27 protein-coding genes and 2 pseudogenes are annotated in these 24,417 nt (G+C 70.0%); 12 read left to right on the top strand and 17 right to left on the bottom strand.

All coding sequences use genetic code 11. The features are described from left to right. Window positions 1-488, top strand: a 488-nt coding sequence (locus tag IEZ21_RS21035; RefSeq protein WP_281399463.1) for a transketolase-like TK C-terminal-containing protein, incomplete at its 5' end; no start/stop codon positions are given. Between the two features lie 13 nt (window positions 489-501). Further along, window positions 502-1,650, top strand: coding sequence for a transaldolase (gene tal / locus IEZ21_RS21030; RefSeq protein ID WP_189323454.1), 1,149 nt, complete (start codon window positions 502-504; stop codon window positions 1,648-1,650). Window positions 1,651-2,305: 655 nt separating this feature from the next. Here the strand turns inward: tal and IEZ21_RS21025 are convergent. From IEZ21_RS21025 to IEZ21_RS21015, 3 genes and pseudogenes are all read right to left on the bottom strand, one after another. Then, window positions 2,306-2,530: pseudogene (locus IEZ21_RS21025) on the bottom strand (CorA family divalent cation transporter); the annotation flags it as partial. Between the two features lie 307 nt (window positions 2,531-2,837). After that, window positions 2,838-3,629, bottom strand: a complete 792-nt coding sequence (locus IEZ21_RS21020; RefSeq protein ID WP_189323453.1) for a MerR family transcriptional regulator — start codon at window positions 3,627-3,629, stop codon at window positions 2,838-2,840. Window positions 3,630-3,715: 86 nt separating this feature from the next. Beyond that, window positions 3,716-4,330: a TetR/AcrR family transcriptional regulator C-terminal domain-containing protein gene (locus IEZ21_RS21015; protein WP_189323452.1), complete on the bottom strand. Its 615-nt coding sequence runs from the start codon at window positions 4,328-4,330 to the stop codon at window positions 3,716-3,718. A gap of 50 nt (window positions 4,331-4,380) precedes the next feature. Here IEZ21_RS21015 and IEZ21_RS21010 point away from each other — a divergent pair, with 50 nt between their 5' ends. The 3 genes from IEZ21_RS21010 to IEZ21_RS21000 all read left to right on the top strand — a co-directional run bounded on the left by IEZ21_RS21010 (window position 4,381) and on the right by IEZ21_RS21000 (window position 7,569). Next, entirely contained in the window at window positions 4,381-5,835 is a 1,455-nt protein-coding gene (locus IEZ21_RS21010) for an FAD-dependent monooxygenase (protein WP_189323451.1), read from the top strand. Window positions 5,836-6,044: 209 nt separating this feature from the next. After that, window positions 6,045-6,248, top strand: a complete 204-nt coding sequence (locus IEZ21_RS21005; protein ID WP_189323450.1) for a hypothetical protein — start codon at window positions 6,045-6,047, stop codon at window positions 6,246-6,248. 478 nt (window positions 6,249-6,726) lie between these two features. Further along, entirely contained in the window at window positions 6,727-7,569 is an 843-nt protein-coding gene (locus tag IEZ21_RS21000; RefSeq protein WP_246567965.1) for a cation diffusion facilitator family transporter, read from the top strand. A 480-nt stretch (window positions 7,570-8,049) separates the two neighbouring features. On the opposite strand, the gene IEZ21_RS20995 is transcribed toward IEZ21_RS21000, so the two are convergent. Next, window positions 8,050-8,604 (bottom strand): C40 family peptidase, encoded by a 555-nt coding sequence (locus IEZ21_RS20995; RefSeq protein WP_246567963.1) that lies wholly within the window; start codon window positions 8,602-8,604, stop codon window positions 8,050-8,052. 350 nt (window positions 8,605-8,954) lie between these two features. Here IEZ21_RS20995 and IEZ21_RS20990 point away from each other — a divergent pair, with 350 nt between their 5' ends. From IEZ21_RS20990 to IEZ21_RS20970, 6 genes and pseudogenes are all read left to right on the top strand, one after another. Continuing rightward, complete coding sequence (locus IEZ21_RS20990) at window positions 8,955-9,344, top strand: hypothetical protein (protein ID WP_189323448.1); 390 nt, start codon at window positions 8,955-8,957, stop codon at window positions 9,342-9,344. Between the two features lie 178 nt (window positions 9,345-9,522). After that, a pseudogene (locus IEZ21_RS20985) lies at window positions 9,523-10,132 on the top strand (carbonic anhydrase). 86 nt (window positions 10,133-10,218) lie between these two features. Beyond that, the gene (locus IEZ21_RS48620; protein WP_308429640.1) at window positions 10,219-10,515 is read left to right on the top strand and encodes a hypothetical protein; all 297 of its coding nucleotides are present in this window, start codon (window positions 10,219-10,221) and stop codon (window positions 10,513-10,515) included. Further along, window positions 10,497-10,808 (top strand): STAS domain-containing protein, encoded by a 312-nt coding sequence (locus IEZ21_RS20980; protein ID WP_308429639.1) that lies wholly within the window; start codon window positions 10,497-10,499, stop codon window positions 10,806-10,808. The genes IEZ21_RS48620 and IEZ21_RS20980 overlap by 19 nt, the downstream gene beginning before the upstream one ends. A 45-nt stretch (window positions 10,809-10,853) precedes the next feature. Further along, window positions 10,854-11,480 carry a hypothetical protein gene (locus IEZ21_RS20975; protein WP_373302257.1) on the top strand — a complete coding sequence of 209 codons (627 nt, stop codon included), beginning with the start codon at window positions 10,854-10,856 and terminating at the stop codon, window positions 11,478-11,480. 84 nt (window positions 11,481-11,564) lie between these two features. Beyond that, on the top strand, window positions 11,565-13,634 hold the full coding sequence (locus tag IEZ21_RS20970; protein ID WP_189323447.1) for a copper resistance CopC/CopD family protein: 2,070 nt from the start codon (window positions 11,565-11,567) through the stop codon (window positions 13,632-13,634). 106 nt (window positions 13,635-13,740) lie between these two features. Here IEZ21_RS20970 and IEZ21_RS48855 read toward each other — a convergent pair whose 3' ends face one another. Then, window positions 13,741-14,091 carry a TetR/AcrR family transcriptional regulator C-terminal domain-containing protein gene (locus IEZ21_RS48855; protein WP_220450452.1) on the bottom strand — a complete coding sequence of 117 codons (351 nt, stop codon included), beginning with the start codon at window positions 14,089-14,091 and terminating at the stop codon, window positions 13,741-13,743. On the opposite strand from IEZ21_RS48855, the gene IEZ21_RS48850 reads away from it, so the two are divergent. Further along, window positions 14,020-14,337, top strand: coding sequence for a DUF6281 family protein (locus IEZ21_RS48850; protein ID WP_246567961.1), 318 nt, complete (start codon window positions 14,020-14,022; stop codon window positions 14,335-14,337). The genes IEZ21_RS48855 and IEZ21_RS48850 overlap by 72 nt on opposite strands. Window positions 14,338-14,511: 174 nt before the next feature. Here IEZ21_RS48850 and IEZ21_RS20960 read toward each other — a convergent pair whose 3' ends face one another. From IEZ21_RS20960 to IEZ21_RS20905, 12 genes are all read right to left on the bottom strand, one after another. Then, window positions 14,512-15,012, bottom strand: coding sequence for a DUF6174 domain-containing protein (locus tag IEZ21_RS20960; RefSeq protein ID WP_189323445.1), 501 nt, complete (start codon window positions 15,010-15,012; stop codon window positions 14,512-14,514). Between the two features lie 119 nt (window positions 15,013-15,131). Next, the gene (locus IEZ21_RS20955; RefSeq protein WP_189323444.1) at window positions 15,132-15,554 is read right to left on the bottom strand and encodes a hypothetical protein; all 423 of its coding nucleotides are present in this window, start codon (window positions 15,552-15,554) and stop codon (window positions 15,132-15,134) included. Window positions 15,555-15,868: 314 nt separating this feature from the next. Then, window positions 15,869-16,612 (bottom strand): DUF1775 domain-containing protein, encoded by a 744-nt coding sequence (locus IEZ21_RS20950; protein ID WP_189323443.1) that lies wholly within the window; start codon window positions 16,610-16,612, stop codon window positions 15,869-15,871. Window positions 16,613-16,656: 44 nt separating this feature from the next. Then, a complete protein-coding gene (locus IEZ21_RS20945) occupies window positions 16,657-17,193 on the bottom strand; it encodes a hypothetical protein (protein WP_189323442.1) in 537 nt (178 codons plus the stop codon). Window positions 17,194-17,407: 214 nt separating this feature from the next. Further along, entirely contained in the window at window positions 17,408-17,863 is a 456-nt protein-coding gene (locus IEZ21_RS20940; RefSeq protein ID WP_189323441.1) for a DUF3093 domain-containing protein, read from the bottom strand. A gap of 42 nt (window positions 17,864-17,905) precedes the next feature. After that, window positions 17,906-18,472, bottom strand: coding sequence for a carbonic anhydrase (locus tag IEZ21_RS20935; RefSeq protein WP_189323440.1), 567 nt, complete (start codon window positions 18,470-18,472; stop codon window positions 17,906-17,908). Window positions 18,473-18,493: 21 nt separating this feature from the next. Further along, complete coding sequence (locus IEZ21_RS20930) at window positions 18,494-19,162, bottom strand: DsbA family protein (RefSeq protein ID WP_189323439.1); 669 nt, start codon at window positions 19,160-19,162, stop codon at window positions 18,494-18,496. Further along, window positions 19,159-21,204, bottom strand: coding sequence for a bifunctional copper resistance protein CopD/cytochrome c oxidase assembly protein (locus IEZ21_RS20925; RefSeq protein WP_189323438.1), 2,046 nt, complete (start codon window positions 21,202-21,204; stop codon window positions 19,159-19,161). Before IEZ21_RS20925 ends, IEZ21_RS20930 begins: the two co-directional genes overlap by 4 nt. Continuing rightward, entirely contained in the window at window positions 21,194-21,787 is a 594-nt protein-coding gene (locus IEZ21_RS20920) for a copper resistance CopC family protein (RefSeq protein WP_189323437.1), read from the bottom strand. Before IEZ21_RS20920 ends, IEZ21_RS20925 begins: the two co-directional genes overlap by 11 nt. A gap of 84 nt (window positions 21,788-21,871) precedes the next feature. Beyond that, window positions 21,872-22,543, bottom strand: a complete 672-nt coding sequence (locus IEZ21_RS20915) for a hypothetical protein (protein ID WP_189323436.1) — start codon at window positions 22,541-22,543, stop codon at window positions 21,872-21,874. Window positions 22,544-22,963: 420 nt separating this feature from the next. Next, window positions 22,964-23,653, bottom strand: a complete 690-nt coding sequence (locus tag IEZ21_RS20910) for a DUF305 domain-containing protein (RefSeq protein WP_189323435.1) — start codon at window positions 23,651-23,653, stop codon at window positions 22,964-22,966. Then, window positions 23,653-24,306 carry a thioredoxin-like domain-containing protein gene (locus IEZ21_RS20905; protein WP_189323434.1) on the bottom strand — a complete coding sequence of 218 codons (654 nt, stop codon included), beginning with the start codon at window positions 24,304-24,306 and terminating at the stop codon, window positions 23,653-23,655. Before IEZ21_RS20905 ends, IEZ21_RS20910 begins: the two co-directional genes overlap by 1 nt. Window positions 24,307-24,417: the final 111 nt, after the last annotated feature.

Genomic DNA, 24,417 nt, shown 5'->3' with positions numbered 1-24,417 from the left:
GCGCCCCGCACGGTCTCGCGCTGACCCGTCAGGGCGTACCGACGTACGAGGCCAACGAGAACGCCGCACGTGGCGGTTACGTCCTGTTCGAGGCATCTACCGAGATGCCGGAGGTCATCCTCATCGCGACCGGTTCCGAGGTGCACCTCGCCGTCGAGGCGCGCGGGCAGCTGGAAGCCGAGGGGGTCGGTACCCGCGTGGTCTCGATGCCATCGGTGGAGTGGTTCGAGGAGCAGTCCGCGCAGTACCGCCAGAGTGTCCTGCCATCGTCCGTGAAGGCCAGGGTCGCGGTCGAGGCGGGCGTGGGCCTGACCTGGCACCGGTACGTCGGCGACGCCGGACACATCGTCTCCCTGGAGCACTTCGGCGCTTCGGCCGACGCCAAGGTCCTCTTCCGCGAGTTCGGCTTCACCGCCGAGAACGTCGCAGCCGCAGCCCGCGCCTCCCTCGCCGCCCTGGACAGCAACCGCGACAACAAGCACCAGTAGGAGAAGCTCTTCCATGACCGACGACGTACTCAAGCGCCTCTCCGACGAAGGTGTCGCGATCTGGCTGGACGACCTGTCCCGCAAGCGGATCACCTCCGGAAACCTCGCCGAACTCATCGAGCGCAAGCATGTGGTCGGCGTGACCACCAACCCCACGATCTTCGAGCAGGCGGTCGGCAGGGGTGACGACTACGCGGACCAGTTCCGCGAACTGGCGCTGCGCGGTGTGACGGTCTCCGAGGCCGTCCGCATGATCACCACGGCGGATGTCCGGGACGCGGCAGACATCCTGCGCCCGGTGTTCGACGCCACCGGCGGCCGTGACGGCTGGGTCTCCATCGAGGTCGACCCGTGCCTCGCGCACGGTACGGCCGCGACCGTCGCCGAGGCCAAGCAGCTGGCCTGGCTGGTGGACCGGCCCAACACCCTCATCAAGATCCCGGCCACCAAGGCAGGTCTTCTTGCGATCACCGAGGTCATCGGCCTCGGCATCAGCGTCAACGTCACGCTGATCTTCTCGCTGGAGCGATACCGCGAGGTCATGGACGCCTACCTCATCGGCTTGGAGAAGGCCAAGGAGCGTGGTCTGGACCTCTCCACAATCCACTCCGTCGCCTCCTTCTTCGTGTCCCGCGTCGACACCGAGATCGACAAGCGACTGGACGCGATCGGCACCCCCGAGGCCAAGGAGGCCCGCGGCAAAGCCGCCCTGGCCAACGCCCGCCTCGCCTACCAGGCTTACGAGGAGGTGTTCGGTTCTGCCGACGGATCGACACAGGCTTCCGGCCGCTGGGCGGCCCTCGACCGGGCCTCGGCAAACAGGCAGCGCCCTCTCTGGGCCTCGACGGGTGTGAAGGACCCCTCGTATCCCGACACCCTCTACATCACCGAGCTGGTCGCACCGGGCACGGTCAACACCATGCCGGAGGCCACCCTCGATGCCACAGCGGATCACGGAGAGATCACCGGCAACACCATCACCGGAACCTACGAGCAGGCCCGATCCGACTTCAGTACCCTCGCCGGACTGGGGATTTCCTACCGCAATGTCGCCCAAGTCCTGGAGACCGAAGGGATCCAGAAATTCCAGCGGTCCTGGGACAGCCTCCTGAATGCCGTACGGCATGCGCGGCCGACCAAGGCGCCCGCTATTGCCGACTGAGGTGACCGGCCGGCTTCGAGAGGGTCCGAGCTGGGTGCGTGATGGTCTGGGAGCCGAGGGGCCGCATCCGTGAGGTCGCCCGTCGCGGGCGGCGCAACAGAATCACGGACACCAGGGCGGCGAGCAGTGTCAGGGCTGCGGCCACGATCAGGCACAGACGGAGGCCGTCAAGGAAGGCATCGCCTACGGCGCCCAGAGCTTGGCCGGTGCTGTCGCCCAGGCGCATCTGGGCGACAGCGCACAGTCCTCCCGAATTCGCGGCCTCCACAATGCTCTGCCGCGTTGCCCCGTCACCCCGGCGTCGGCGAGATGGCCGGGGACGTGTCGAGGGCTCTGGTGGTTCGTCAGGCGTGGTGCCAGACGACGCGCAGTCCCTCCTCGGAGGCGAACCGTTCGAGGTGTACGCCGACGACGTGCTGGACCTGGGCAGGGTGTCCTCGTCAGGGCCCGCAGCGGCCAAGCGCAGGGTCGTGGCGTCGGTAGGTCATGGCGCAGGAGCCACCGGCGAGCAGCAGCGTGATTGTGTCGCCGTCGTGCACCACCTCGCATTGCGGCCGAGGTCCCCCATCACTTCTCCCCAGGGCCCGTCGCGGTCCTGTATTCGGGAGAGGAAAGAGCAAACGCTGCGCGCTACTTGCGTACGTGTTGGCCGACCCTAGAGCCAGTCCCGGCGCTTGAAAATCACGTACAAACTGGCGCAAACCACCCCCATCAGGCCGATCGCGAAGGGGTATCCGAAGTGCCAGCCCAGCTCGGGCATGTCGTCGAAGTTCATGCCGTAAATGGTTCCCACGAGTGTGGGAGCGAAGAGAATCGCCGCCCACGACGAGATCTTCTTGAAGTTGTCTACCAGGTGGCCATGACCTGCGAGTATGCGGTTTGAGGCGTCTCTGACCTGCGCGGATGCTTCTTTCATTGCCTTTCAGTTTCGCGCCGGGTTATGTAGCCGATTCTCCCCAGAGGGGCCCCGGTTCAAGGTGGAACCGTGCGAGATTTGTTCAGGTAGACCGACTACGGCGAGTGACGGCTGTATGTGCCCAGGCAGCATTCGGGTGATAGTCCCGAGCGGTGTTGGTGGCTATCTGGCTCAGACGTCCTGTGTGCTGGTGCTGCATTTCAGAGCGCCGACGATGTCGTAGCGATCGGAGCGGTAGCCGTCGGCAACCTCTTTCCGGCGAGGGGGCGGGTCAGGCGGCCGGGGTGAACAGCTCGTGGAGCAGGGCCGTGCCCTCGGCCGGGGCGCGTACCTCCAGGTGCAGCGCCGGGCCGTCGAGGTGGAGCCGGAAATCGAAGAAGGGGCAGCACCGCTGCTCGGCGGCGGCGAGTGCGGCGACGTCCCCGGCGCGCTCGGCGGGCAGGGTGAGCCGCACGCCGTCCGGGATGTCCTGGCGTTCGGCGCCGGCTGTGAGCCGCTGCCACTGGGCGGTGCGTTCGCCGATGCCGTCGGCGGTCAGCGAGCAGGCCACCGGCGCGGTCCGCCACTGCTCGGCCTCGGCGGCAGTCGTGGTGCCGGCCTCGGCAGCTCGGCGGCTGGGCAGCAGCGGCACGTCGACCCGCCGGGCGGCGGGGGCGCGGGGGGAGAGGAAGCCGCACTCCGGGTCGCAGCGGTCGGACCGGTCCGGCAGGGCGTCGAGGTGGTCCAGCGCGCGGTGCAGTGTGGCGGTGAACGCGGCCACTTCGGCTGCGCGTGCCTCGGCCTCGGTGATATGGGCGGTGATACGTGGCCGCAGGTCGGCCTTCACGTCCGCGCAGCGCCCGGAGTCCCAGACCGCGAGCAGCTCGGCGATCTCCTCCAGCGGCAGACCCAGGTGCTTGGCGGCGCCGATGAACGCGAGCCGCTCGACTGCTGCCTCGCCGTAGACCCGGTATCCCGTCGGGGTGCGGTCGGCGGTGAGCAGTCCCGCGGTCTCGTAGAAGCGCAGGGTGGTCGGCGGTACGCCGGTGCGTGCCGCGAGCTGGGAGATGCGCAGGCTGGTCACGTCTTCGACGGTAAAGCTTCGACCCGACTCGAAGGTCAAGGGCTGGGTTCGGGTGCTGGGGGACTGAGCATGGGCAGCGGCTGCTGCTAGTCGAGGATGCGGTCGATGCCGTCGGTGAATCGCGCGTCGAACGGGTCCGCGGCGAGGGCATCCAGGGCGGCGCGGAGGGCGGGGTAGGGGCCGGTGGTGACTGCCTCGCGGAAGCGGTCTTCGTCGGTCTCGGACATGGCCTGTTGTTCCTGGGTGAGGCCGAGGGTGAAGTAGACGAGGGCATAGAGGGTCCGGGCCGCTCGGGCGGCTGCGGGTTCCCTGTCGGTGAGGGCGCGCAGAAGGGTGTCGGCGAAGCGCAGGGTGTGCGGTTCGGCCGCATAGGTGCCTGTCACGAGTGCGGCTCCGTCCCGATGAGTAAGCAGAGCACGCCGGTAACGGTGCATCAGTTCCCTCGCCCGGTGGCGCGGGTCTGCGGGCAGGTCCTCGCAGGTGATGGTGCCGACGATCGCATCGGCCATCAGTTCCAGCAGCCGGGTTTTGCTCTTGATGTGCCACAGCACCGTGTTCATCCGCACGCCGAGCAGGTCCGCGACGCCGCGCACGGTGACGGCCTCCAGGCCCTTGTCGTCCAGGAGGCGCAGTGCGGCGTCCACCACAGTGCGGGGCGTCAGTCCGGGGCGGGGCGGCTGCGGAGCTTGCTTCTTGGTCACTGACCTAGTCTACTGAATCCTGTAATTGGTCACTGACCAAGGAGGGTGCTGTGGAAGAGGTCATCGTCGTCGGGGCAGGGCCCACGGGCTTGTGGCTGGCCGCCGAACTGCGGTTACAGGGAGTGCCGGTGACAGTCCTGGAGGCCCGGCGTGAGCGCAACCCGCACTCCAAGGCGCTCACCGTCCATCCCCGGACCGTGGAGATCCTGGGGATGCGCGGCCTCGCGGACGACTTCGTCGGCGCGGGCACACCCCTGCCCACCGGGCACTTCGGGGCACTGGATGCCCGGCTGGACTTCCGTGTCCTGGACACGCCCTACCCCTTCACCCTGCTCCTGCCTCAGGCGCGCACCGAGGAGCTGCTGGAGGAGCATGCGCGGGGGATGGGTGCTCGGGTCCTGCGGGGGCATCGGGTGACAGGGCTGGTGCAGGAACCGGACGCCGTTCGTATCGAGGTGGAGGGTCCCGATGGCCCGTACACCCTGCAGGCGCGGTACGCCGTGGGCTGCGACGGCACCCGCAGCCGGGTGCGGGAGGCGGTCGGCATCGACTTCCCCGGCACCGACACCACGGTCTGGGGATGGCTGGGCGATGTCATCCTCGACGAGCCGCCCGTCGGCCCGGTGAGCGAGTTCGGCCCACAGGGCGGCGTGATGGCCGTGCCCCTGCCCGGCGGCCTCACCCGCTTCGTCGGAATCGCCCCGGAAGACCACCGGCCCGACCATCCCGGCGAGCTGACCCTGCGAGAGATGCACGAAAAGACCCGGCGCGTACTGGGTACCGATTTCGGTATGCGCGATGCGCACTGGCTTTCCCGCTTCGGCAACGCCACCCGCCAGGCCGCCACCTACCGCAAGGACCGGGTCCTGCTCGCGGGCGACGCCGCGCACATGCACTTTCCCACCGGGGGCGTGGGCCTCAACGTCGGCTTCCAGGACGCCACCAACCTCGGCTGGAAGCTCGCCGCGACCCTGCAGGGCACGGCCCCCGCAGACCTCCTGGACACCTACCACGCCGAGCGCCATCCCGTCGGCGCACGCCTGCTGTCCGGCACACGGGCCCAGACCGCCCTGATGACCGCCTACCCTTTCGAAGGCCAGGCACTGCGCGCCTTCCTGGCAGACCTGATCAGTGACCTGCCCGTGCTTTCCCGCGCGCTCGCTGAACGGCTCTCCGCCCTCGACGTCGGCTACCCGCCGACCGACCCGCACACCGCGCACCCGCTGACCGGCACCCGCGCACCGGACCTGGCTTTCGCGGACGGCACCAGCCTGTTCTCCTTGATGAACAGCGGACGGCACCTCCTGCTCGATCTCGACGGCGTCGACGAGAGCCGCAGTCCTGACCCGTCACCCGCGCTTCCGTACGGAACCCACCGCCACACCACCCGTCTGTCGCAGCCCGACGAGCAGTGGGCCAACGTCCACACCGCACTGATCCGTCCCGACGGCCACGTCGCCTGGGCCTTCGACCGCACCATCGACACCGCGTCCTGGCCGCGGTGAGTATCGCAGCCGTCTTCGCCTCCCAGGCCGGCCACCGCATCGAGGACGCCTGCAATTGCTGCGCATCCACCCCGCCGCGTACCAGCACTACGCCGCCCGTACCGGCTTTCCTGCCCGGCATCGGCAAGCTGCGCTCTGGTGGTGCGCCCGTTCGAGGCGAGGGACTTCGGCAGTGAGAGTCAGGCTGACGCTGGTGGCGGCTGCGGCGAGTGGCGCACGCGCGACCGATCCGCGACCGCACGGTGCTGTGGATGCCCGAAGCGGGCGCGCTGCGGGCTTGGCGGGCTGCCGTCTTGGCGGCGATGTGCGTGCTGCTGCCGCTGCCGCTGATCGGCCATGCGCTCGTACATGAGACGCGCCGCGCCTGGCTGGCGTGGCCCTGCTCGCCCCTGTGGCGTGCGCGGGCGCGCTGACCCGCCGAAGGCTCTCGGACACCCAGATGCTCGCCGCACTCGCGGGTGCGCAGGTCGCCTGCCACGTCGCGTACTCGCTACCAGGCGTGTGCTCATCGTCGATCGACGGGGGCATGCCGGGGCAGAACCTCATGGCCCTGGTCGAGCACGCCTTCGGAGAGTCAGTCGGGCTGTTGGAAATGGTGCGGCTGTTCGTCCGTATGCCGTTGGCCGCGTATTCACACCCCTCCGTACTCGGCCCGCCGCTGGGAGGTCCTAATCGCGCCCCTTCGAAGCAGTGTTACGTTTCCGCAGGTCAGTGGCCTGTTAACGGACATGACAACGGTCACCGATGCAGCCTTTGCCCCTTTTGGTCCCTGTGTGTTTCCCTGCCTGGGACAGACACCAGGAAAGGGGAGGGCAGGCGGTCATGGGCGGAAGCGGTCACAGCCATGGGGTGGGCAGTCACGCGGGAGGCCGGCACCGATGGCGGCTTGCGGTGTCGTTCGCCATGGTCGGTTCGTTCTTCGTGGTCGAACTGGTCTACGGGCTGCTGTCGGGCTCGCTCGCGCTGCTGTCGGACGCCGGGCACATGGCCGCCGACGTGGTGGCGCTGGGCGCGGCGTTGGTGGCCACCCGGATAGCCACCCGGCCCGACACCACCGGCCGCCGCACCTACGGCTCCTATCGCGCAGAGGTGTTCGCCAGTCTGCTGTCGGTGCTGCTGATGCTCGGCGTGTCGGTCTACGTGGTCTTCGAAGCCATCGGCCGCATCGGCGGCGGCGCCGAGGTCGCCTCCGGTCCCATGCTCGTCGTGGGCGGGCTCGGCCTGGCGGTCAACGTGGCCGCGCTGCTCCTGCTGCGGTCCGGCGCGTCCGAGAGCCTGAACGTCAAGGGCGCCTACCTGGAAGTCGTGGCTGACACCGCCGGCTCGGTCGGCGTGATTCTGGCGGGCGGGCTGGTGGCCGCCACCGGTCAGCCGCTCTGGGACACCCTGGTCGCCCTCGCCATCGGTGCGTTCGTCGCGGTGCGCGCCGTTGCGCTGGGCCGCGAGGTCTTCGCCGTCCTCGGCCAGCACGTGCCGGCAGGCATGGACTCGGCCGCTGTGGCCGACGATCTGTCCGCCGTCGGCGGCGTGAAGGACGTGCATGACCTGCACCTGTGGACCCTGACCTCGGGCATGAACGTGGCAACGGCCCATTTGGTCACCGCTGACCGCACCGACAGCCACGCCGTCCTCGACCAGGCGCGCGACCTGTTGCGCGATCGCCACGGTGTCTCCCATGCCACCCTGCAGGTCGAACCCGCCGAGCACACCGGCTGCGACCGCGTCGGCTGGTAGGGGGAGCGGACCGGGGCGAACGGCGACCAGTTCGTCCGCCGTTCGCCCGCTGGGCTGAGAGGGCCCGGACGGCGCTGCAACCTTCCCATCGCGTACACGTCCAGGAAGCGCGGGATGGCGTCTCCGGATGCCCGGCCGGAGGTCGGTTCCCATCCGGCCGCCCTATCGGTGCTCGCCGGGTGAATCCCGGCCGCCGGACGATGTCGCCGTCCGAGATGTATGGGCGTCCGCTGAGGCGTTTGTGCCGGGCATGGGTGGCATTCACGTGTGAGACCGCGGCCAGGGAGATCTCAGCAGTTGGAAGGGCGGCGCTCGCCGTGGGCGGCGTGAGGTGGGGTGCCGATTACGGCTCCGGCGTGCGCCCGGGCCTCGGGATCGCGCCGGGATTTGAGCAAGCTGGCTACCGTTCCGATGTGCCCGCTGCTGCGGCGGCCGAGCGGGCGGTCGCTGAAGTCCCTTGCGTAGCACGGGTGTCGGTGCTCAAGGTCTGCTGGCTGCGAAGAACGGCATGGAGTCCAACGGGACGATCTCGACGTTCTTGCCGGTGCGCGGCGCGTGGATGGCCTTGCCGTTGCCGACGTACATGCCGTTGCGCTGGTTGTCGTTGTACCAGTAGATGATGTCGCCGGGCTGCAGATCGGCCCTGGCCACCTTCCGGCCTGCGTCGTACTGCTGCTTGACGGTGCGCGGCAGCGAAACGCCCGCCGCACGCCAGGAGGCGCCGGTGAGTCCCGAGCAGTCGAAGGAGTTGGGGCCGGTCGCGCCCCACTCGTAGGGCTTGCCCAGCTGCGCGTACGCGAAATCGAGGGCCGCCTTGCCGCGGCCGCTGGCCGGGCCGTTGTACGTAGCCGGGGAGTCGCTGACGCCCGCCGCGGCGTCTTCGCGCTTCTGGTCGGCTTCCATCTTGGCGCGCTGTGCCGCGGTCAGGCTGTTGAGGAGCTTGCGCGCCCTGGTGAGCTTGTCAGGGACGTCCACGCCGCCGTCGGCGCGCTCGTACGCGCCGAACTCGCCCGCCCGCACACCCGGCCGACCCACCCGCCGACCGAGGAGGCCGCAGCCCGCAGCCAGATCGTCACAGCACCGAAGCCCGCGTCCGCAGCGGCCTCGGCCGTGTCCGCCCGGCGGCGCCCGCGCGCCCGAGCCACGGCGGTCCTGCGCCGACTCTCCACAGTCTGCGGATAGCACCGCACCGCCGCTCGACCCTCACCGCTTCCCTACATCCGGCATGCTCCACCGAACCGGGTGATTGCTCCTGCAACGAGAGTGCCGGTGTTGCTCATGTCACCTTTTCTACCCGGGAGTTCAGCATGTACGAGGGATGTGGGCCGGTAACGTTTTGGCGTCAGCACGAGCAAGACATCGGGGGCCCAGTGGTGATGCGGCGCATGACGGCAGCAGTCGTGCTGCTGGCTGCTGCCGTCATGCTGCACTTCGGACTGCCCCACCACTCATCGGCCCCGCCGAGCGCGGTGTCCGCCATGGCACCCGCAATCGAATCGGAGCCCTGGAAACCGCAGGGTTCCGTGTCCGCTGCGGCCAGCCTCGGCACCGGCTCGCAGTACCACGAGGCTACGGACGACGCTCTCGCCCTGCCGCCGCGGACAAGTCACCTGGTCGAGCCACCGTCGCTCGTCGACGACGCGACCGCGGACGAGACGACGACATCCCTCGTCATCGTGTCCGGTGCGGCGCATCCCCGCACCGCGAGAGACGTCTGGAATCCCGGCTCCGGACTCGCCCCCACTCCCAGCACCCTGCAGACCTTCCGCTGCTGATCGGCAGCGTGCTCCGCGCATCCTCCCCGCTACCGGTACGCACCACCACCGTCGCGGGCCGAGCGTTCAATCGACCGCTCGCCACGGCTCGCTGACGCGTACGCCGGACGCGCGCAGCACGCACTCTTCGCGCCCTTTCGTCCTGAGAGCCCCACGAAGAGTCACGAGGCCAACTTTCATGCAGACCCTCATCGAGCACGCTCGTACGTTCCCCGAGAAGATCTCCGACCAGCAGGAGGAGTTCGCCCAGCTGGCTCAGGGGCAGCAGCCCCAGGCCCTGTTCATCTCCTGCTCCGACTCCCGTGTCATCCCCGCCCTGTTCACCGGTGCCAGCCCCGGCGACCTCTTTGAACTGCGCACCGCGGGCAACATCGTGCCCCCCGTACCGGTCGCAGGTCGCGTGCGGTGTCGCCGGGTCCCTCGAATTCGCCGTCCAGGCCCTGCAGGTGCCGAACATCGTCGTCTGCGGCCACTCGCACTGCGGTGCCGTCCAGGGGCTGATGCGCGAGCAGAACGTCCAGACGCTGCCGCTCGTACGACACTGGCTGTCCCGTGCCGGACACCGCACCCGGACCGACGAGCCGTGGCAGCCCCAAGGGCTCGGCGAGGACCCGGTCGCCGTGACCCAGCAACACGTCCTCATTCAGCTCGACCACCTGCGCAGCTACCCGTTCATCGCCCGACGCCTGTCGTCCGGACGGCTGCGGCTGCACGCCTGGTACTACACCGTCGAGACCGGCGAAGTCCTCGCCGCCGCTTCCGGCCGCCGCACTTTCAAGCCGCTGTGACCCGCTCGGACCACGGCCCCACAGACCCGTCCGTCCGCTCCGGTCGCCTTCCACACGACGTTCCTTCGCCCCGCAGAGAGAACGCCATGACTTCCCCTCTTTCCTCCCTCCGGTCCGCCCTGCGCACCGACTTCACCTCGTCTCTGGTCGTCTTCCTCGTCGCCCTGCCGCTGTGCGTGGGCGTCGCGGTCGCCTCCGGCGTGCCGGGCGCGCTCGGCATGATCCCGACCGCCGCGCTCGCCGGCGTCCTCATCCATGCCGGCTTCAAGCTGCTGCCGGTCAAGGAGCTGGGGCCGCTGTGGCGCGAACACCGGGGCGAGGCCGTGGTGTTGGTGATCACGGCGGGGCGATCCTGGTCACCAACATGTTCGAGGGCGTGTTGATCGGGCTGCTGCTCGCGGTGGTGAAGACGGCCTGGGAGACCTCGCACGTCCACATCGACGTCGACGACTCCGGTACGGGCGCGGTGCGGGTGCGGATCCGCGGCCATGCCACCTTCCTGCGCCTGCCGCGCATCCTCGACGCCCTGGAGCAACTGCCCGCGCACCGGCCCATCGAGCTCAACCTCGCCGGGCTGCGGCACCTCGACCACGCCTGCATGAGCGCCCTGCAGAACTGGGCGGATCAGCACAACGCCCACACCGTTCAGCCCGAGCGCACCCGCGTCTCGGCGTAGAGACCGGTCCGTGGGGCGGCTCCCCTACCGCCCTACGGACCTTTCATGACATACGGGGTGAACGTCCACCGAAGTTCACCCGTACCCCTTGTCGTACACCTGGCCGCCGACGCGGACGGGAACAGCCTGGAGACGGAGAGGCACGTGCCACAGCATCCCGAGCAGTCGGAGCAGCCACAGCGAGGACGCACCGGCCGCACTCTGCCCACCACCCGCCTGATACACGGCGCCGCACTGGCCGCGAGCCTGGCCCTCCTTCCCCTGGCCACGGCCTGCAGCAGTGGTGGTGATGATGACGGCGCTTCGGCGAGCAGCAAGCCGTCGGAGATCTCCGACGCGCCCGCGGCGGCGGTGGTGGCCCCGGCGAAGGTCGAGGTGATCGCCAACCTGACCGGCTGCAAGCCCAAGATCCGCATCGAGGCGGACCAACTGCGCCAGGGCCTCTGTCACACGAAGAAGGTCGACTACCTCATCACCACCTTCCCCGAGGAGAAGTACAAGCAGACCTGGCTGGACTCCGCCGCCATCTACGGGGGCAAATACCTGGTCGGCACGCGCTGGATCCTCAGCGCGAAAGAGCCGGAGATGCTGGAGCAGTTCCGTACCAAGCTCGGCGGGACCATTCAGCAACTGCGGGGCATCGGCCCGACACCGGCGCCGAGCACGTCGTAGCGGCAGCTCCGCCCCCGACCACCGCAGCCCGCACGGGCCGGGCCACGACCGCACCGTACGACCCACCCACCCGGAGGCTCCTCCATGCCCACGGCACCGCGCCGGACCAGGACACCGCTGACCGCCCTCCTCCTGGTCGGCGCCGTGCTCGCCCTCCTTTTCGGCGGCGCCGGACCGGCCTCCGCCCACGCCACCCTGACCCGGTCCGCACCGGCCGACACCTCCGTCCTCAAGACGGCCCCGCAGCACATCACGCTCGCCTTCACCGAGAACGTCAGCCTCTCCGACGGCTCCCTGCGCGTGCTGTCCCCGAAGAACGAGCGGGTCGACCGCGGTGCGATCACACACGCGGGCGGGAAGGGGAGCACCGCCCGGGTGCTGCTGCGCGGGAAGCTGGCCGAGGGTACGTACATTGTGTCCTGGCGGGTCGTCTCCGCGGACAGCCATCCGGTCTCGGGCGCGTTCACCTTCTCCATCGGCACACCATCCGCCGCCACCGCCGCAGTGCCGGACGAGTCCCCGGACGACACCGTCGCCTCCCGCCTCTACGGCTTCTTCCGCTACGTCGCGTACGGCGGCCTCGCCCTGCTCATCGGTGTCGCCGTCTTCGCCCTCGTCTGCTGGCCCGCCGCGGCCGGGCTGCGCCCGCTGCGCAAGCTGCTGATCGGCGGCTGGACGACGCTGGCCGCCTCCACCGTCGTCCTGCTGCTGCTCCGCGGCCCATACGAGACCGGACAAGGTCTCAGCGCGGTGGCCGACCCCTCGCTCCTGGGCCGGACCATCACCGGCAGGACCGGGGCGGCCCTGGGCACACGGCTGTTGCTGCTGGCCGGCGCAGGCGCCCTCGCGGCGCTGTTCACCGCCCGGCACCGCCGCACGGCCGAGCAGACACGGCACGAGTCCGCCGCCGACGCAGCCGATCGTACGGACACGTCGTCCACCATCACCGCGGGCGCCACCGCTCCGCCCGCCGACAATCCGCAGTTCGGTACCGGGGCACGTGCGGCGGGAGCGCTGTTCGCCCTGGGCCTGGCCCTCACCTGGGCCGCCGCCGAGCATGCCTCCACCGGTATCCAGGTGCCGCTGGCGATCCCGGTCTCCGTGCTGCACCTGCTCGCCATGGCGGTGTGGCTGGGCGGGCTGGTCGCGCTGACCCTCGCCCTGTTCCGGGCACCCACCGGCACGGTGATCCCGGCAACGGCGGTCGCGCGCTTCTCCCGGCTGGCGTTCACCGCGGTCGCCGTCCTGGTTGTCACCGGGGTCTACCAGTCCTGGCGGCAGCTCGGCTCCTTGAACGCGCTCACCACCACCGAGTACGGCAATCTCCTCAGGCTCAAGGTCGCCGCCGTGTTCCTGGTGCTGACCGCGGCGGCGTTCTCCCGCCGGTGGACCGCGCAACTCAGCCAGGAACCGCAGACGACGGAAACCCACTCGGCTGCAGAGCCGCAACGCGTACGGGTGGCCGAGCGCGTGGGTGTCGGCGCCTCCTCGGGCAGCGGCACAACCGAGGGCGGGGACAACGCCGGGCCACCCGGCCCGGGCGATCCCACCGATAGCTCCGACCCCTCCGACTCCAACCTGTCCGACCCCGACCCGTCCGGCTCCTCACCGTCCGCGTCCGGCTCGTCCGGCCCTCCGTCCTCGTCCTCCGACCAGTACCGGCGCGGGCTGCGCCGGTCGGTCGCCACCGAAGCCGTCCTCGGTGTTGTCGTCCTGGCGATCACCACCGTGCTCACCGGAACCCAGCCCAGCCGCGCCGCCGAGGAGAGCGCCGCAGCTGCCACCGCGTCCCGGCGGCCCCCGGCGGCGGTGGCGACGGTCCCGTTCGACGTCGGTACGCCGAACGGGCAAGGCAAGGTGCAGATCACCTTCGACCCGGGGCAGGTCGGCGACAACACGGTGCAGGCCCTGGTGTTCGGACCCGACACCGGTGTCTCCACCGTTCCCGAACTCCGTCTCACCCTCACCCATCGCGCCCAGCGGATCGGCCCGCTGGACGCGAAGCTCGTGGACAGGAAGGGCTATTGGTGGACGGAGAGCCTGCGGCTTCCGCTGCCCGGCACCTGGACCATGCGCCTCACCGTGCGCACCACCGACATCGACCAGGTCACCGTCTCCAAGGACGTCACCATCAGGCCGCTACCGGACTACTGACCGGCCGCTCAAGCCTGCGCGTGGGCCGCGATCCCGTCGATGCAGACGTCCAGGGAGAACTCGAAGAGCGTGTCGGGCGAGTCGGGGTCCAACTCGCCGACCCGCTTCAGGTGGGGCAGTTTCTCTTCCGTCTCGGAGCGCAGCCACGGCGGCGGCAGTTGTTCCAGGTCCGCGGGCTCCAGATGGGCGGGTGGCCGTACAGGATGTCCTGCAGTTCCACGAACCCCACGACGAGCCGGATCGTCTCCATGCATGCGCGGTAGGCGTCCTGCAGCGACAGCCCCACGCTCTCGAAGAAGCCGATCAGGGCGTCCACGTTGCGCAGCATCGTCGGATGCCGGGCCATGGTGATGTTCTCGGTCAACGCGAGGGTGGTCATGCCGGGATGGCGCCGGTAGTGCGCGCGCAGGTCCCGGCAGTACGAGCGCAGGCTGTCCCGCCATCGCCCCGGCTCCAACTCGGGTGGCTGCCATTCGGACTCGAAGATCTCGGCGGCGACGGTGAGCAGGTCGCGCCGGTCCTCGACGTAGTTGATGACGACGGCCGGGCAACGCCGACCTCGACGACCGCCTATGCGGTCAAGGGGCTGGATCCCAGCATCGCCATCGCAGTGGGGGAAGAACCCGGTGACGCTCGCTTCGTCGCCGTCCACTCCGGCAACGAGATTCCCCCCGAGGTCAGAAAACTGATCCACGGCTCTTGATGCCGAGTGCGGAGTCCAGCCGCGTAGGTGGCGCCCGGCACTGGTCCCCGTCCACGTCAGTTGCTGAGTGCCACCACAACCTCGCTGGGCTGCCGCAGCATCTCGTGGCCGCGGACCAGGCAGCGGGCGTGCACTGACTCAGGCTCACCTCGCTGAACGGTCCGCCGTCACGGCCTAGTTTTTGGCTGGTTCGTAGGCGCTGATGACATACAGCGCTTCGTCGTCGATCGCGTCCTTCTCCCAGTCCAGGAAGATCCGTACGGGGTGCCCGTCGGCTGCGTACTCCGCCTCCGCCACGTCTGCTTTGTCCTGGCGGGCCTGCTCCATCTCCTCCAAGAGCTTGCCGATGGTGGGTACTTCACCTGGCAGTTCCTTCACCAGCCGCCGGCCACTGCCGTCGAGGCCGACCGCCTCCGCCACCTTGCCGTCCCGGACCGTTACCCGGAAGGTCCCGAGCAGGGTCCGTTCCCCTTCACTCGACTTGAGGGTGTAGGTGTACGAGGAAGGCTCCTCCCAGGCGGTCCCGCTCCCGGCTGTAGAGCTCCTCGGCTCACTTCCCTCGGCAGATCCTGAGGACGTAGGACTCTCGGTGCCACAGGCGGCAGTCGCACACAGCAGCCCTCCGAGGAGCGCGGCAGCGGACACGAAACGAGCACTGGAGCGTATGACAGTCATGGTGGCTCCCTCACGGAAACGGCTACCGCTATGACGTCGGTTGGCCCAGGAACGTTCGGGGCAGAGGCGTCTGTGGGGCGGATGTGGTTCCGCCCCCCCGGCAAGATCCGCCCTACCGCCTAGGCGCAGCCCGGCGGTTCGTCCTTGGTCGGTACGAATTGCATGGTGGGCATCCCGGCGGCGTCGAAGTTGGCAGTGTCCGGGCCGATCAGGGTCATGTAGCCGGCGAGCCTTTGGCTGTCCTGCGCGGGCGGCTCCCCCTTGACCTGCTCGACACCGGGGAACACGGAGTCGAGGACCCACCAACGGCCGCCGAACTTAACCCACTTGATCCCGCAGTGCGTATAGATGTCGTACGGATACGGCTTGTGCTGCTTGGGCTCGGCCGGCCCTTCCTGCCACTTGCCCTTCGCGACGGTACGGGCGGGCAGCGTGGGGCCGGTGTACCCCTCGTCGCCCGGATTGTCGGACGAGGACGAGCAACCGGAGAGCAACAGCCCGGCACTCAGGAGCAGGACGGCGGCTTGCCGCGATACTTTCATGTACCTCAGACGCTGCGGGTACGTGTTCCGTTCGATCCCTGTCGTCCTCTTTGCGATGCTCCGCGACGGCACCGGCCTGCATGCCGACGGCGCCTCCCGCTGTTCGCGCTGGACCTGATGGGGCCAAGACGATGCCCGGCTGGTGCCCCTGTCCGCCCGCGGCCTTCGGGCGACGAGCAGCGGGCCACAGGCAGCGGTGGCGCACATCAGCGCCCCGATCAGTACGGCAGCGGACACGAAACGGGGACCGGAGCGGATGGCGGTCATCTGTGGGGCGGAAGCGGTGCCGCCCCACAGACGCGGCAGGCAGTGGGTCAATTGTGCGACGACGCGGTGCGCCGCTTGGCCAGCCACCATGCTCCGCCACCGAGCACCAGCAGGGCCACGACCACCCCGCCGATGATCACGCCGGCCGAGCTTCCCTCGTCCTCCTCGGCGGCCGTGTTCTCGGTTCCGGCGCCCGCGGCCGTGGTGGCCGACTCGGTGACCGAGGGGGTAGGGGTTGGGCTGGGCGTCTCACTTGCGGTGGGGCTCGGGCTGAGGGGGGTGGCGCCCGGTGCCGCCGCCTTCAACGTCAGGATCGGCGCGGGCTGTTCGGGCTCCTCGCCGCCGCTGGGCAGCTCGATCCAGCGGGAGACTTCGCCGTCGCTGTAGGTCTCGACGGTCTTGAACGCGACCTCCTTCGCATCCGGGAGCTGCCGGACCTTGATCTTGTGCTCGGCGTCGACGCCGGTCTTCAGGGCGGGGCCGCCGACGGTGTATCCGTCGCTGGTGGCCTTCAGCTTCCAGCCCTTGGGCGCCTCGCCGAGCGTCACGTCACCGGGAGCGATGCCTTCGGGCAGTACGACGCGCATTTCAGTGAAGCCCGCTGAGTCGGACTCGGCCTCGGAGACGAAGCTGAGGGTGACGTTCTCGGCTAGGGCCTGCGGGGTGTCGGCCTCGACCTCCGCGTGCGCGGCGGCCGGTGCGGCCAGGGCGAGCGTGGCCGTCAGCGCGGCGGCACCGGCGAGTGCGACATGGTGGCCCGCACGGGCCACCCGGTGGTGGTAGATGGACACAGGGGAACTCCTTGCTGGTACGGGAAGAGCCGGCCCCGCAGACGTCAGGGACCGGTGAGGGACTGGAGGCGCTCCCGCCGCGGTGGTCCCCTGCGCACCACCGCGTGCTCCAGTACGTCATCACATGCGTGCGCCGCCACCTCGAAGAGGGCCCCCGGCCGCCGGTCGGGCAGCGCGAACACCATGCGGCCGGTGTCGTGGACCAGTAGTCGCGGCAGCATCTGGGCCAGGGCCGCAACGGCCGCCCTGGCCAGCGTCGCAAGCGTGCCGAGGGCGGCCGTCATCCGTGCGTCCGCCCGGTGCAGCAGCCAGGCCACGACCAGCGCGGCGACCACGTGCACGGTCGTCATCGCGGCCCCGGCGTGATGCCAGGCGTGACCGTCCCCGGCCACGGTCGTGCCGTGCCCGGCGTGCATCGCGTGCCCTCGCACCGCCGCCTGCGTGTCCCCGTCCGTGTAGGACAGCGCGAGATGCAACATGCCCTGCACGGCCAGGGTGAACGCGATGGTCGCGGCCGGCGTATAGCGGCGGCGTGCCAGCGGCCAGACCGCCGTGAACTGGGCCACGATCGCTACGCCCACCAGCCGCCAGGGCACCGTCCCTTAGGCGATCGCGTGGTGTCCGAAGGTCGCGAGCACGGTTCCGAGCATGGCGAACAGGCCGGCCCGCGCGCACGTTCCCGCGCGGCTGGCCCGGCCTGCCCCGGCACGCCCCGCGCGCCCGTTCACGTCATCGCGCTGCACGACGCCCGTCATCCCCTACCGGTCGGCGCCCGTCCCGGAAACAGCCGCACGATCAGGCCCGCGCACTGATCGCCTTGGCGAGCCGGTCCGGCGTCCGCGTGGAGAGGTACAGATACGGGGTGGGGTCGTCGCGGTCGATCACCTCGACGCGTACCGCGGTGGGGATGAAGCTGCGCATCGCCATGAACGCCCGCAGATCGGCCTTGTACGTCCGCCAGGCCCGCGCCTCCTCGCCGTCGAGGACCTCCGGCTGCCCCAACGCGGTCAGCGGGATGCGGGCGTCCATGACGAACAACGTGTCGCCGGTGACCCGGATACGTGTCGATCCCTGTGCGCTGACGTACATCCCGGCCAGGCAGGTGCCGATGGCCAGCGCGATGAGCGCGGCGATCAGCCCGTAGGGGAGGAAGACCAGGGCCAGGGAGAGGCCGAAGAGGACGGCGATGGCCCACCAGATTCTCGGGGCGGTCAGACGTTCGTCGTAGAGGAGTCGGCTGGGGGCGGCCACGGGCGTTCACCTTGTCGTATACGTCGGGTCGGGTGGGGCTGTTCACAGGGGCAGGAAGGCACTGGCGCGGGCGTGGTGGGCCAGGGTCGTGCCGGTGTCGATGTCGTGGAACCAGGCGTGCAGGTGCAGCGACCGGTCGGCCAGCCGGGGCGCGACGCACGGGTAGTTGCTGAGCGCGTCGAGCTGCGTCAGGACGTGCCAGTGCCCGGTGGCGGTGAGGTCTCCGATCAGCGGGGTGGGGTCGTCGTCGGACTCCGTGATGCCGGAGGTCGCCAGGCTGTTGTGCATCGCCGCGGTGACGACGTCGCAGTCCGAGTGGCCGCAGACGATGATGTCGGAGACGTGCAGCTCGTTGACCGCGTACTCCATCGTCCGTCCCTCGCCGGTCGGCGTCTTCGCGTCGTAGGGAGGTATCACCCCTCCGTATGTGCGCAGTTCGAAGAGGTCTCCGGGCTGGGCGGCGGTGATCAGGGCGGGTACGACGCGGGCGTCGGAGCAGGAGATGAACATCGCCCGCGGCCGGTGGTGCTGGGCGACGGCGGCCAGGTTCACGGTGTGGGCCGCCGCGCGGGCTCGGAAGACACGTGCCTGGTCGATCAGGTACTGCATGGTGCTGCCTCCCCGTTTGCGTCAGTCGGACAGCCGGTTGTCGATGACGGCCTTGAACGCCTCGTATGAACCGGGGGTCTGGAACATGGTTCCGTCGACGAAGAAGGCCGGGGTGCCCTGCACGCCCAGTCCGAGGCCGTCGCGCTGGTCGGCCTGGACACGTCCGGCCGTCTCCGGATCGGCGAGGTCGGCGTCGAACTGGTCCATGTCCAGGCCGAGCTGCTCGGCGTAGCCGCGGAAGACGGACTCCTTCCAGTCCTGCGATTCGCCCCACTCCTTCTGGGTGGTGAAGAGCTTGGTGTACATCTCCTCGAACTTGCCCTGGCGGGCGGCGGCTTCGGCGGCGCGTGCGGCCGGCTCGGCGTTGCGGTGGCCGGGCATGGGGAAGTAGCGGGCGACGAAGGTGACCCGGTCGCCGTACTCCTCGCGCAGCTTCTCCACGACCGGGTACATCGCCCCGCATGCCTCGCACTCGAAGTCCAGGAACTCCACGATGGTGAGTTCGCTCTTCTCAGGCTCGGTGAGGCGGTGGCTGCTGTCGCGGACCGGCAGGGCCTCGGCGGCGGGCTGCACGTTCACGCCGCCGGCGTCGCGGTCGTCGGGGGAGAACAGCAGGAAGGCGCCGAGGGCGGCGGCGAACGCGGCGACGAGCGCCGCGGCGACGATCAGGTGCTTGTGCAGCTTCTTCACGATTCCTCGGTGGGGGCGGAGTTGGTGGTGCGGGCGGGCTGCCGGTCGCGGGCGTGCAGGCTCGCCAGGTAGGCGTTGTAGGCGGCCAGCGGGTCGTTCTCGTCGCCGCGGTCGATCTTCCGGTCGACGCGGCGGGCCTCGCGCTGGTCGGAGCGGACCCACTGGATGGCCAGGATGATCGTGGTGATCAGGACGGGGATGTCGCCGGTGGCCCAGGCGATGGCCCCGGCGTCGTACTGGTCGTCCAGCGGATACTCGACCCAGGGCCGGTCGAGCGCGGACCACCAGCCCTCGCCGATCAGCGCGGTCGAGCTCATCAGCGAGATGCTGAACCAGGAGTGGAACGGCATCGTCAGGATCAGCGCGAACAGACGGCCCAGATGGGGCGGTCGGTGCGGTCCGGGGTCGATGCCGATGACGACCCAGAAGAACAGCAGTCCGACGGCCAGGAAATGCACCAGCATGAACATGTGGCCCAGATGACTGCGCATCAGGGTCTCGAAGAGCGAGCTGTAGTAGACGACGAAGGCGCTGCCGATGAACAGCACGCTCGCCACCACCGGATGCGAGATGACCTTCACGTAGCGGCTGTGCAGCAGCTTGAGGAGCATCTCCCGCGGCCCGTCCGGCTCGCCCTTGGGGGCGCGGGGCAAGGCGCGCAGGGCGAGCGTGGCGGGCGCGCCCAGCACGAGCAGGATCGGCACCGTCATCGCGAGGATCATGTGCTGGCCCATGTGCACGCTGAACAGCACCTTGCCGTAGACCGCCAGCCCGCTCATGGTCGCCAGCACGGTCACCACCAGGCCCAGCAGCCACGAAATGGTGCGCCCGACCGGCCACTTGTCGCCCCGGGCGCGCAACTTCAGTACGCCCGCCAGGTACAGCAGGGCGGCCGCCGCGGTGCCGAACGCGAACAGCGGGTCGAAGTGCCACTGGGTGAACAGCGGTGTCCACGGGAAGTCGCCGAGCGGCGGCGGCATGGGGAAGCCCAGCAACTCCTCGGCGGAGGAGAGCGACGCGTCCTCGGCACCGGGCGCCGGGGTACGTGACAGGCCCACCGCGAGTCCCATCGCGGCGGCCATGAGCAGCAGTTCGCCGGCCGCGAGCCGGACGAACCCGCGTCGTCTGCCCGCCTGGAGGGCGGGCAGGGTGCGGCGTCGGTGCCACCAGCCGATGCCGCTCAGAGCGGCCAGCGCCACCGATTTGCCGAGGACCATCAGCCCGTATCGGCTGGTGAACACCTCACTCACGGACGGCAGCCGGACCGCGGCGTTGACGATTCCGCTGGCCGCGACCGCGAGCAGTGCCCCCGCGGCGAGCGGGCTGAAGCGCCGCACCGCGTCCGCAGCCTCGTCTTCCCGGCGCGCGGCGGCCACGAGGACGAAGACCAGCCCGCCGACCCATACGGCCACGCCCACCAGGTGCAGGGCGAGGCTGGTGACAGCGGCGTCGTGGTTGCCCGCCGCCGAGGAATGCCCGGTGAACGCGGGCGGCAGCAGCCCGGTCAACGCCACGACGAGCGCCAGGCGGGCCCAGCGCGCCGTGCCGATGCCCACGCAGAGCGTCGCGATCACCCCTGCCGCGGCTGCCATCAGGGCGTACGAGCGGCCCTGGGTGTCCGTCGTGACGAAGTCCGCCAGCACGGCAGGTGATGCAACCTCGCCGATCGGCTGGGCGAACAGGTCGGAGAGCGTGAACACCAGGGTCGCGGCCGACCCGACGGCCCACAACACCGCAGCAATCGCCCCCCAGTTGAGGTAGCGCAGCTGAGTCGTGCCGAGCTTCCTGCCGCCCGGCAACAGCACGACGACCAGCAACAGTGCGCCGACGGTGGCCACCGCGGCAGCGTCCGCGACCATACGGGCGACGGGCAGACCCCAGGCGGTCACGGCCCCGGCATCCGCAATCCCCGGGATCTCCGCGGCCACGCCCCCACCGGCCCACACCGCGGCGGCAGTCACGGCGACGGCGACGCCGGCCGACGCGGCCAGCACGAGAGGCAACTGGGGCAGCCGCCGGGCCTTGGTGCTCTCAGTGGCCATGACGGGCTCGCCTCCGTCGTGCCAGGAACGCACCCATGGCCGCCACGGCAAGCGCACCGGCCGCGACCAGGACGGAGACGGCCACGCCGGAGGACTCCTCGTCTGTCTGGTCTGGTACGGACTCCCGGTCCGCGCGGGGAGCCGCGGCGCCGGCTGACTCCGTCGTACGTGGGGATGGGCTGCCGCTGCCCGCCTCTTTGACGGTGAAGGTGTATGAGCCCGAGACGGGATGGCCGTCGGCGGAGACGACCCGGTACCCCACCGTGTAACGCCCGGCGGGCGAGGCGGGATCGAGCGCGAGGGCGACCTTCCGGCCCGAGACCTCGGGCGCGCCCGCGGCGGTCGACTCCCCGTCGGGCGAGGTGACGGCGACCTTGGCGTACTTCTGGGTCATCGCGTCGCTGAAGGTCAGCGTGATGCGCGGGGGCAGTCCGGCCAGTGTGGCGTTCGCGCCCGGACTGCTGGTGTCGAGTTCGGTGTGGGCCGCGGCCTGCGGAGCGGCAACGGCCAGAGCCGTCAGGGCGACGGGCAGAACAAGGCTGCGTGCCGCCGTGCGGACGGCACGCCGGTCGGTGAAATACATGATGCGGAGCTCTCTGTGATCCCCGGTGACCTGGTCGCCAGGCTGGAGGTACCGGCCCGCCGGGCGGTCCTCGCATCACACCCGTCAGGGCATGCAGGGAGCGCTGATCGGCGTCGGCCGGAGAAGGGCGGACGGAATGTGCCCGGGGCGCGGGGGCGCCCTGCCCTCGTGTAGCCGCACCAGCAACGCCGACATCAGCGGTGCGGTGCTCTCAGGGATCGCTGTCTGTGGACCGGTGTCATGACGGCCACTCAGCAGCGGCCAGAGGAACAACACCAGACGTCGTACGGCTGTCAGCAGCGACCTGCTCTGCCACAGCAGCCGCTCGGTGATGCCCAACAGACGGGCGGCCAGCAGCAGCGTCACCAGGTGCCCGGCCAGCATGACACCGGTCGGCGGCCCGGCGACCGCGTCATGCTCGACCAGCCGGGACAGCCCGACAGCGCCGTCCTGTCCCGCCACCGCCGTCGCGCAGGCCCCGGGCAGGGAGTAGGCGGCGTGGTAGGCCAGCTGCGCGACCGCGAGCACGGCCAGCACCTGCGTGTCCGTCAGCCGACGCCGCGTCAGAACCGCCGCACCCGGCACGGCCACCGCGGCCATCGCGGCCACGATGATCCACCGGGGAGCGTGGCCCTGCGCCAGCACGTGCCCGGCCAGCGGCAGCAGCACACACAGCACCGCCAGCACTCCGGCCCGGAGCCCGCGCAGCACGCCGGACGCCGGGGAGGCGGATCCTCGCGGGCGGTGCGGACGCATCAGGTTCGGGCCTTCGAAAGCCCCATCCGGGACCGGACGGGAGAGCGGGCAGCGGGCTGCGGGGGAGGGACTCCCCGTACGCACTGGCAGCGTACCGACAACCCCGTCCCCACCTTCACAAGAGGGTGGAACTGACGGCTTCGCCACTCTCCTGCGGCACGACTGTGGCATCACCCAATTCCTCCCCGGCATCGGACGGCTGCGGACTGAGGCCACGAAGGACGCCCCGTAGCCGCAGCAGTACGTCAGGGCCGGGTGAGAAGCCGTACGCGCCAGTGCGCGTGATGGTCCCCAAGGCAAGGCGCGCAGACCCTGGGTCGCCCTCCTTTCCTCAGCCCCGCAGCCGCGGGCGGGCCGGCACCGCCCCGGTAGTCGGGGGATCGGGGACCCCCGGCTACCGGGGCTCGACGGATGGCCGTATCAACGCGGCGCCGAGCCGCGCTCCTTGAGCATGTCGGCCATGAGCCTCATCTCCGACTGCTGGCCCTCGACCATCCCCTGGGCCAGTTGCCGCTCCGTGGGGACCTCGCACTGCTCGGCGCAGGCGCGGGCCATGGTGACACCGCCCATGTGGTGGTCGGTCAGCAGCTGGAGATAGAGAATCTCGGCCTCCTTGCCGCCGGCCTTGCCGAGTTGGTCGATCTCGGTGGGGGTGGCCATGCCGGGCATGAGGCTGCCGTCCTTCGCCGTCTCGTGCCCCATGTGGCCGTCGCCCTTCATCCAGGCCATGTAGCCGTCGGCGGACGTCTTCGGCAGGCTCCACAGGTCGAGCCAGCCGAGCAGCATGCCGCGCTGGTTGGCCTGGGTCTGCGCGATGTCGTACGCGAGGCGGCGTACGTCCTCGTCGTCGGTGCGGTCGCGGACGATGTAGGACAACTCCACGGCCTGCTGGTGGTGCACGGCCATGTCGCGGGCGAAGCCCGCGTCGGCGGAGGCGGCGGTGGGCACGTCGGACGAGTCGTCGCCGGGAGCGGCCACCAGCCAGAGGAGCAGGCCGAGGGCGACCAGGACCGCCGCGGCGGCGACGACCCATGGGACGGGGGAGGGCTTGAGGGCGGGTGCGTCGCCGGAATCCGTCACGTCCGGTTCCGTCACAGTCGTATCGCTCATCAGGCGGTCAGGCCCCCTGTGCAGGCGGCGCCGGGTTCGGGGGTCTGCGAGCCCTGGACGTACTTGGACAGGAACTGCTCGACCCTGGGATCGGAAGCCTTGTCCACGCTGAGCTGCGTGCCCCAGGCCGACAGCGTGATGGTGCCGGACTGGTCCTTGCTCGGGCTCATCAGCGTGTACGGGGTGCTGGAGACCTTGTCGCCGAGCGTCTTGATGTCGGCGTCGGCGGCCTTGTCGTTGTACGTGATCCAGACCGCGCCGTGTTCGAGGGAGTGGACGGCGTTCTCGTTGCCGATGGGCTTGGTGTAGACGGTGCCGTCGCAGGTCATCCACGCCTGGTTGTGGTCGCCGCCGACGGGCGGCTTCATCGGGTAGTCGACGGTGCCCTGGACGTGGTTCTGGGCGAGCTTCTTCTTGTCCCAGGTCTTCTCGCCGCGTACGGGCTTCTTCTTCGCGGCGGCCTGCTGTTCGTCCTTCTCGTTGGCGCTGTTGAGGGCGTAGCCGCCCCAGCCGACCAGTCCGGCGACGATGACCGTGCTGAGGGTGATGGTGATGATCCGGTTGCGGCGCTCGCGGGCCCGCTCGGCGCGGCGCGCCTCCTCTATCTTTGCCCGCCGCGCCTGGGCGGCCGCCTTCTTGTTGGTCTTGCTCATGGCTGTGTGTTCCTCGTCCCCGCCGCGCGATGTCGTCGGGCGGCGGATGGGTGCAGGTGTGGGGGTGGATGGGTGAAAGCCGGCGGCCGTGCGCGTGAGAGCACGGCGCAG

It is taken from the genome of Streptomyces flaveus (genome assembly GCF_014647675.1).
GTDB lineage: Bacteria > Actinomycetota > Actinomycetes > Streptomycetales > Streptomycetaceae > Streptomyces > Streptomyces flaveus.
The sequence above is the reverse complement of the archived record's forward strand: the minus strand, read 5'-3'. Positions and strand labels throughout refer to the sequence as shown.

Bases quoted from the DNA above. Each gene is read 5' to 3' on its own strand.
- IEZ21_RS20990 (WP_189323448.1), top strand. From the start codon at position 8,955: ATGACGGCAGCAGTCGTGCTGCTGGCTGCTGCCGTCATGCTGCACTTC.
- IEZ21_RS20905 (WP_189323434.1), bottom strand. From the start codon at position 24,306: ATGAGCAAGACCAACAAGAAGGCGGCCGCCCAGGCGCGGCGGGCAAAG.
- IEZ21_RS20920 (WP_189323437.1), bottom strand. From the start codon at position 21,787: ATGTATTTCACCGACCGGCGTGCCGTCCGCACGGCGGCACGCAGCCTT.
- IEZ21_RS20910 (WP_189323435.1), bottom strand. From the start codon at position 23,653: ATGAGCGATACGACTGTGACGGAACCGGACGTGACGGATTCCGGCGAC.
- IEZ21_RS20980 (WP_308429639.1), top strand. From the start codon at position 10,497: ATGTTCGAGGGCGTGTTGATCGGGCTGCTGCTCGCGGTGGTGAAGACG.
- IEZ21_RS20960 (WP_189323445.1), bottom strand. From the start codon at position 15,012: ATGACTGTCATACGCTCCAGTGCTCGTTTCGTGTCCGCTGCCGCGCTC.
- tal (WP_189323454.1), top strand. From the start codon at position 502: ATGACCGACGACGTACTCAAGCGCCTCTCCGACGAAGGTGTCGCGATC.
- IEZ21_RS20935 (WP_189323440.1), bottom strand. From the start codon at position 18,472: ATGCAGTACCTGATCGACCAGGCACGTGTCTTCCGAGCCCGCGCGGCG.
- IEZ21_RS48850 (WP_246567961.1), top strand. From the start codon at position 14,020: ATGGCGCCGGTAGTGCGCGCGCAGGTCCCGGCAGTACGAGCGCAGGCT.
- IEZ21_RS20975 (WP_373302257.1), top strand. From the start codon at position 10,854: ATGACATACGGGGTGAACGTCCACCGAAGTTCACCCGTACCCCTTGTC.
- IEZ21_RS20970 (WP_189323447.1), top strand. From the start codon at position 11,565: ATGCCCACGGCACCGCGCCGGACCAGGACACCGCTGACCGCCCTCCTC.
- IEZ21_RS20925 (WP_189323438.1), bottom strand. From the start codon at position 21,204: ATGGCCACTGAGAGCACCAAGGCCCGGCGGCTGCCCCAGTTGCCTCTC.
- IEZ21_RS20955 (WP_189323444.1), bottom strand. From the start codon at position 15,554: ATGAAAGTATCGCGGCAAGCCGCCGTCCTGCTCCTGAGTGCCGGGCTG.
- IEZ21_RS20915 (WP_189323436.1), bottom strand. From the start codon at position 22,543: ATGCGTCCGCACCGCCCGCGAGGATCCGCCTCCCCGGCGTCCGGCGTG.
- IEZ21_RS48620 (WP_308429640.1), top strand. From the start codon at position 10,219: ATGACTTCCCCTCTTTCCTCCCTCCGGTCCGCCCTGCGCACCGACTTC.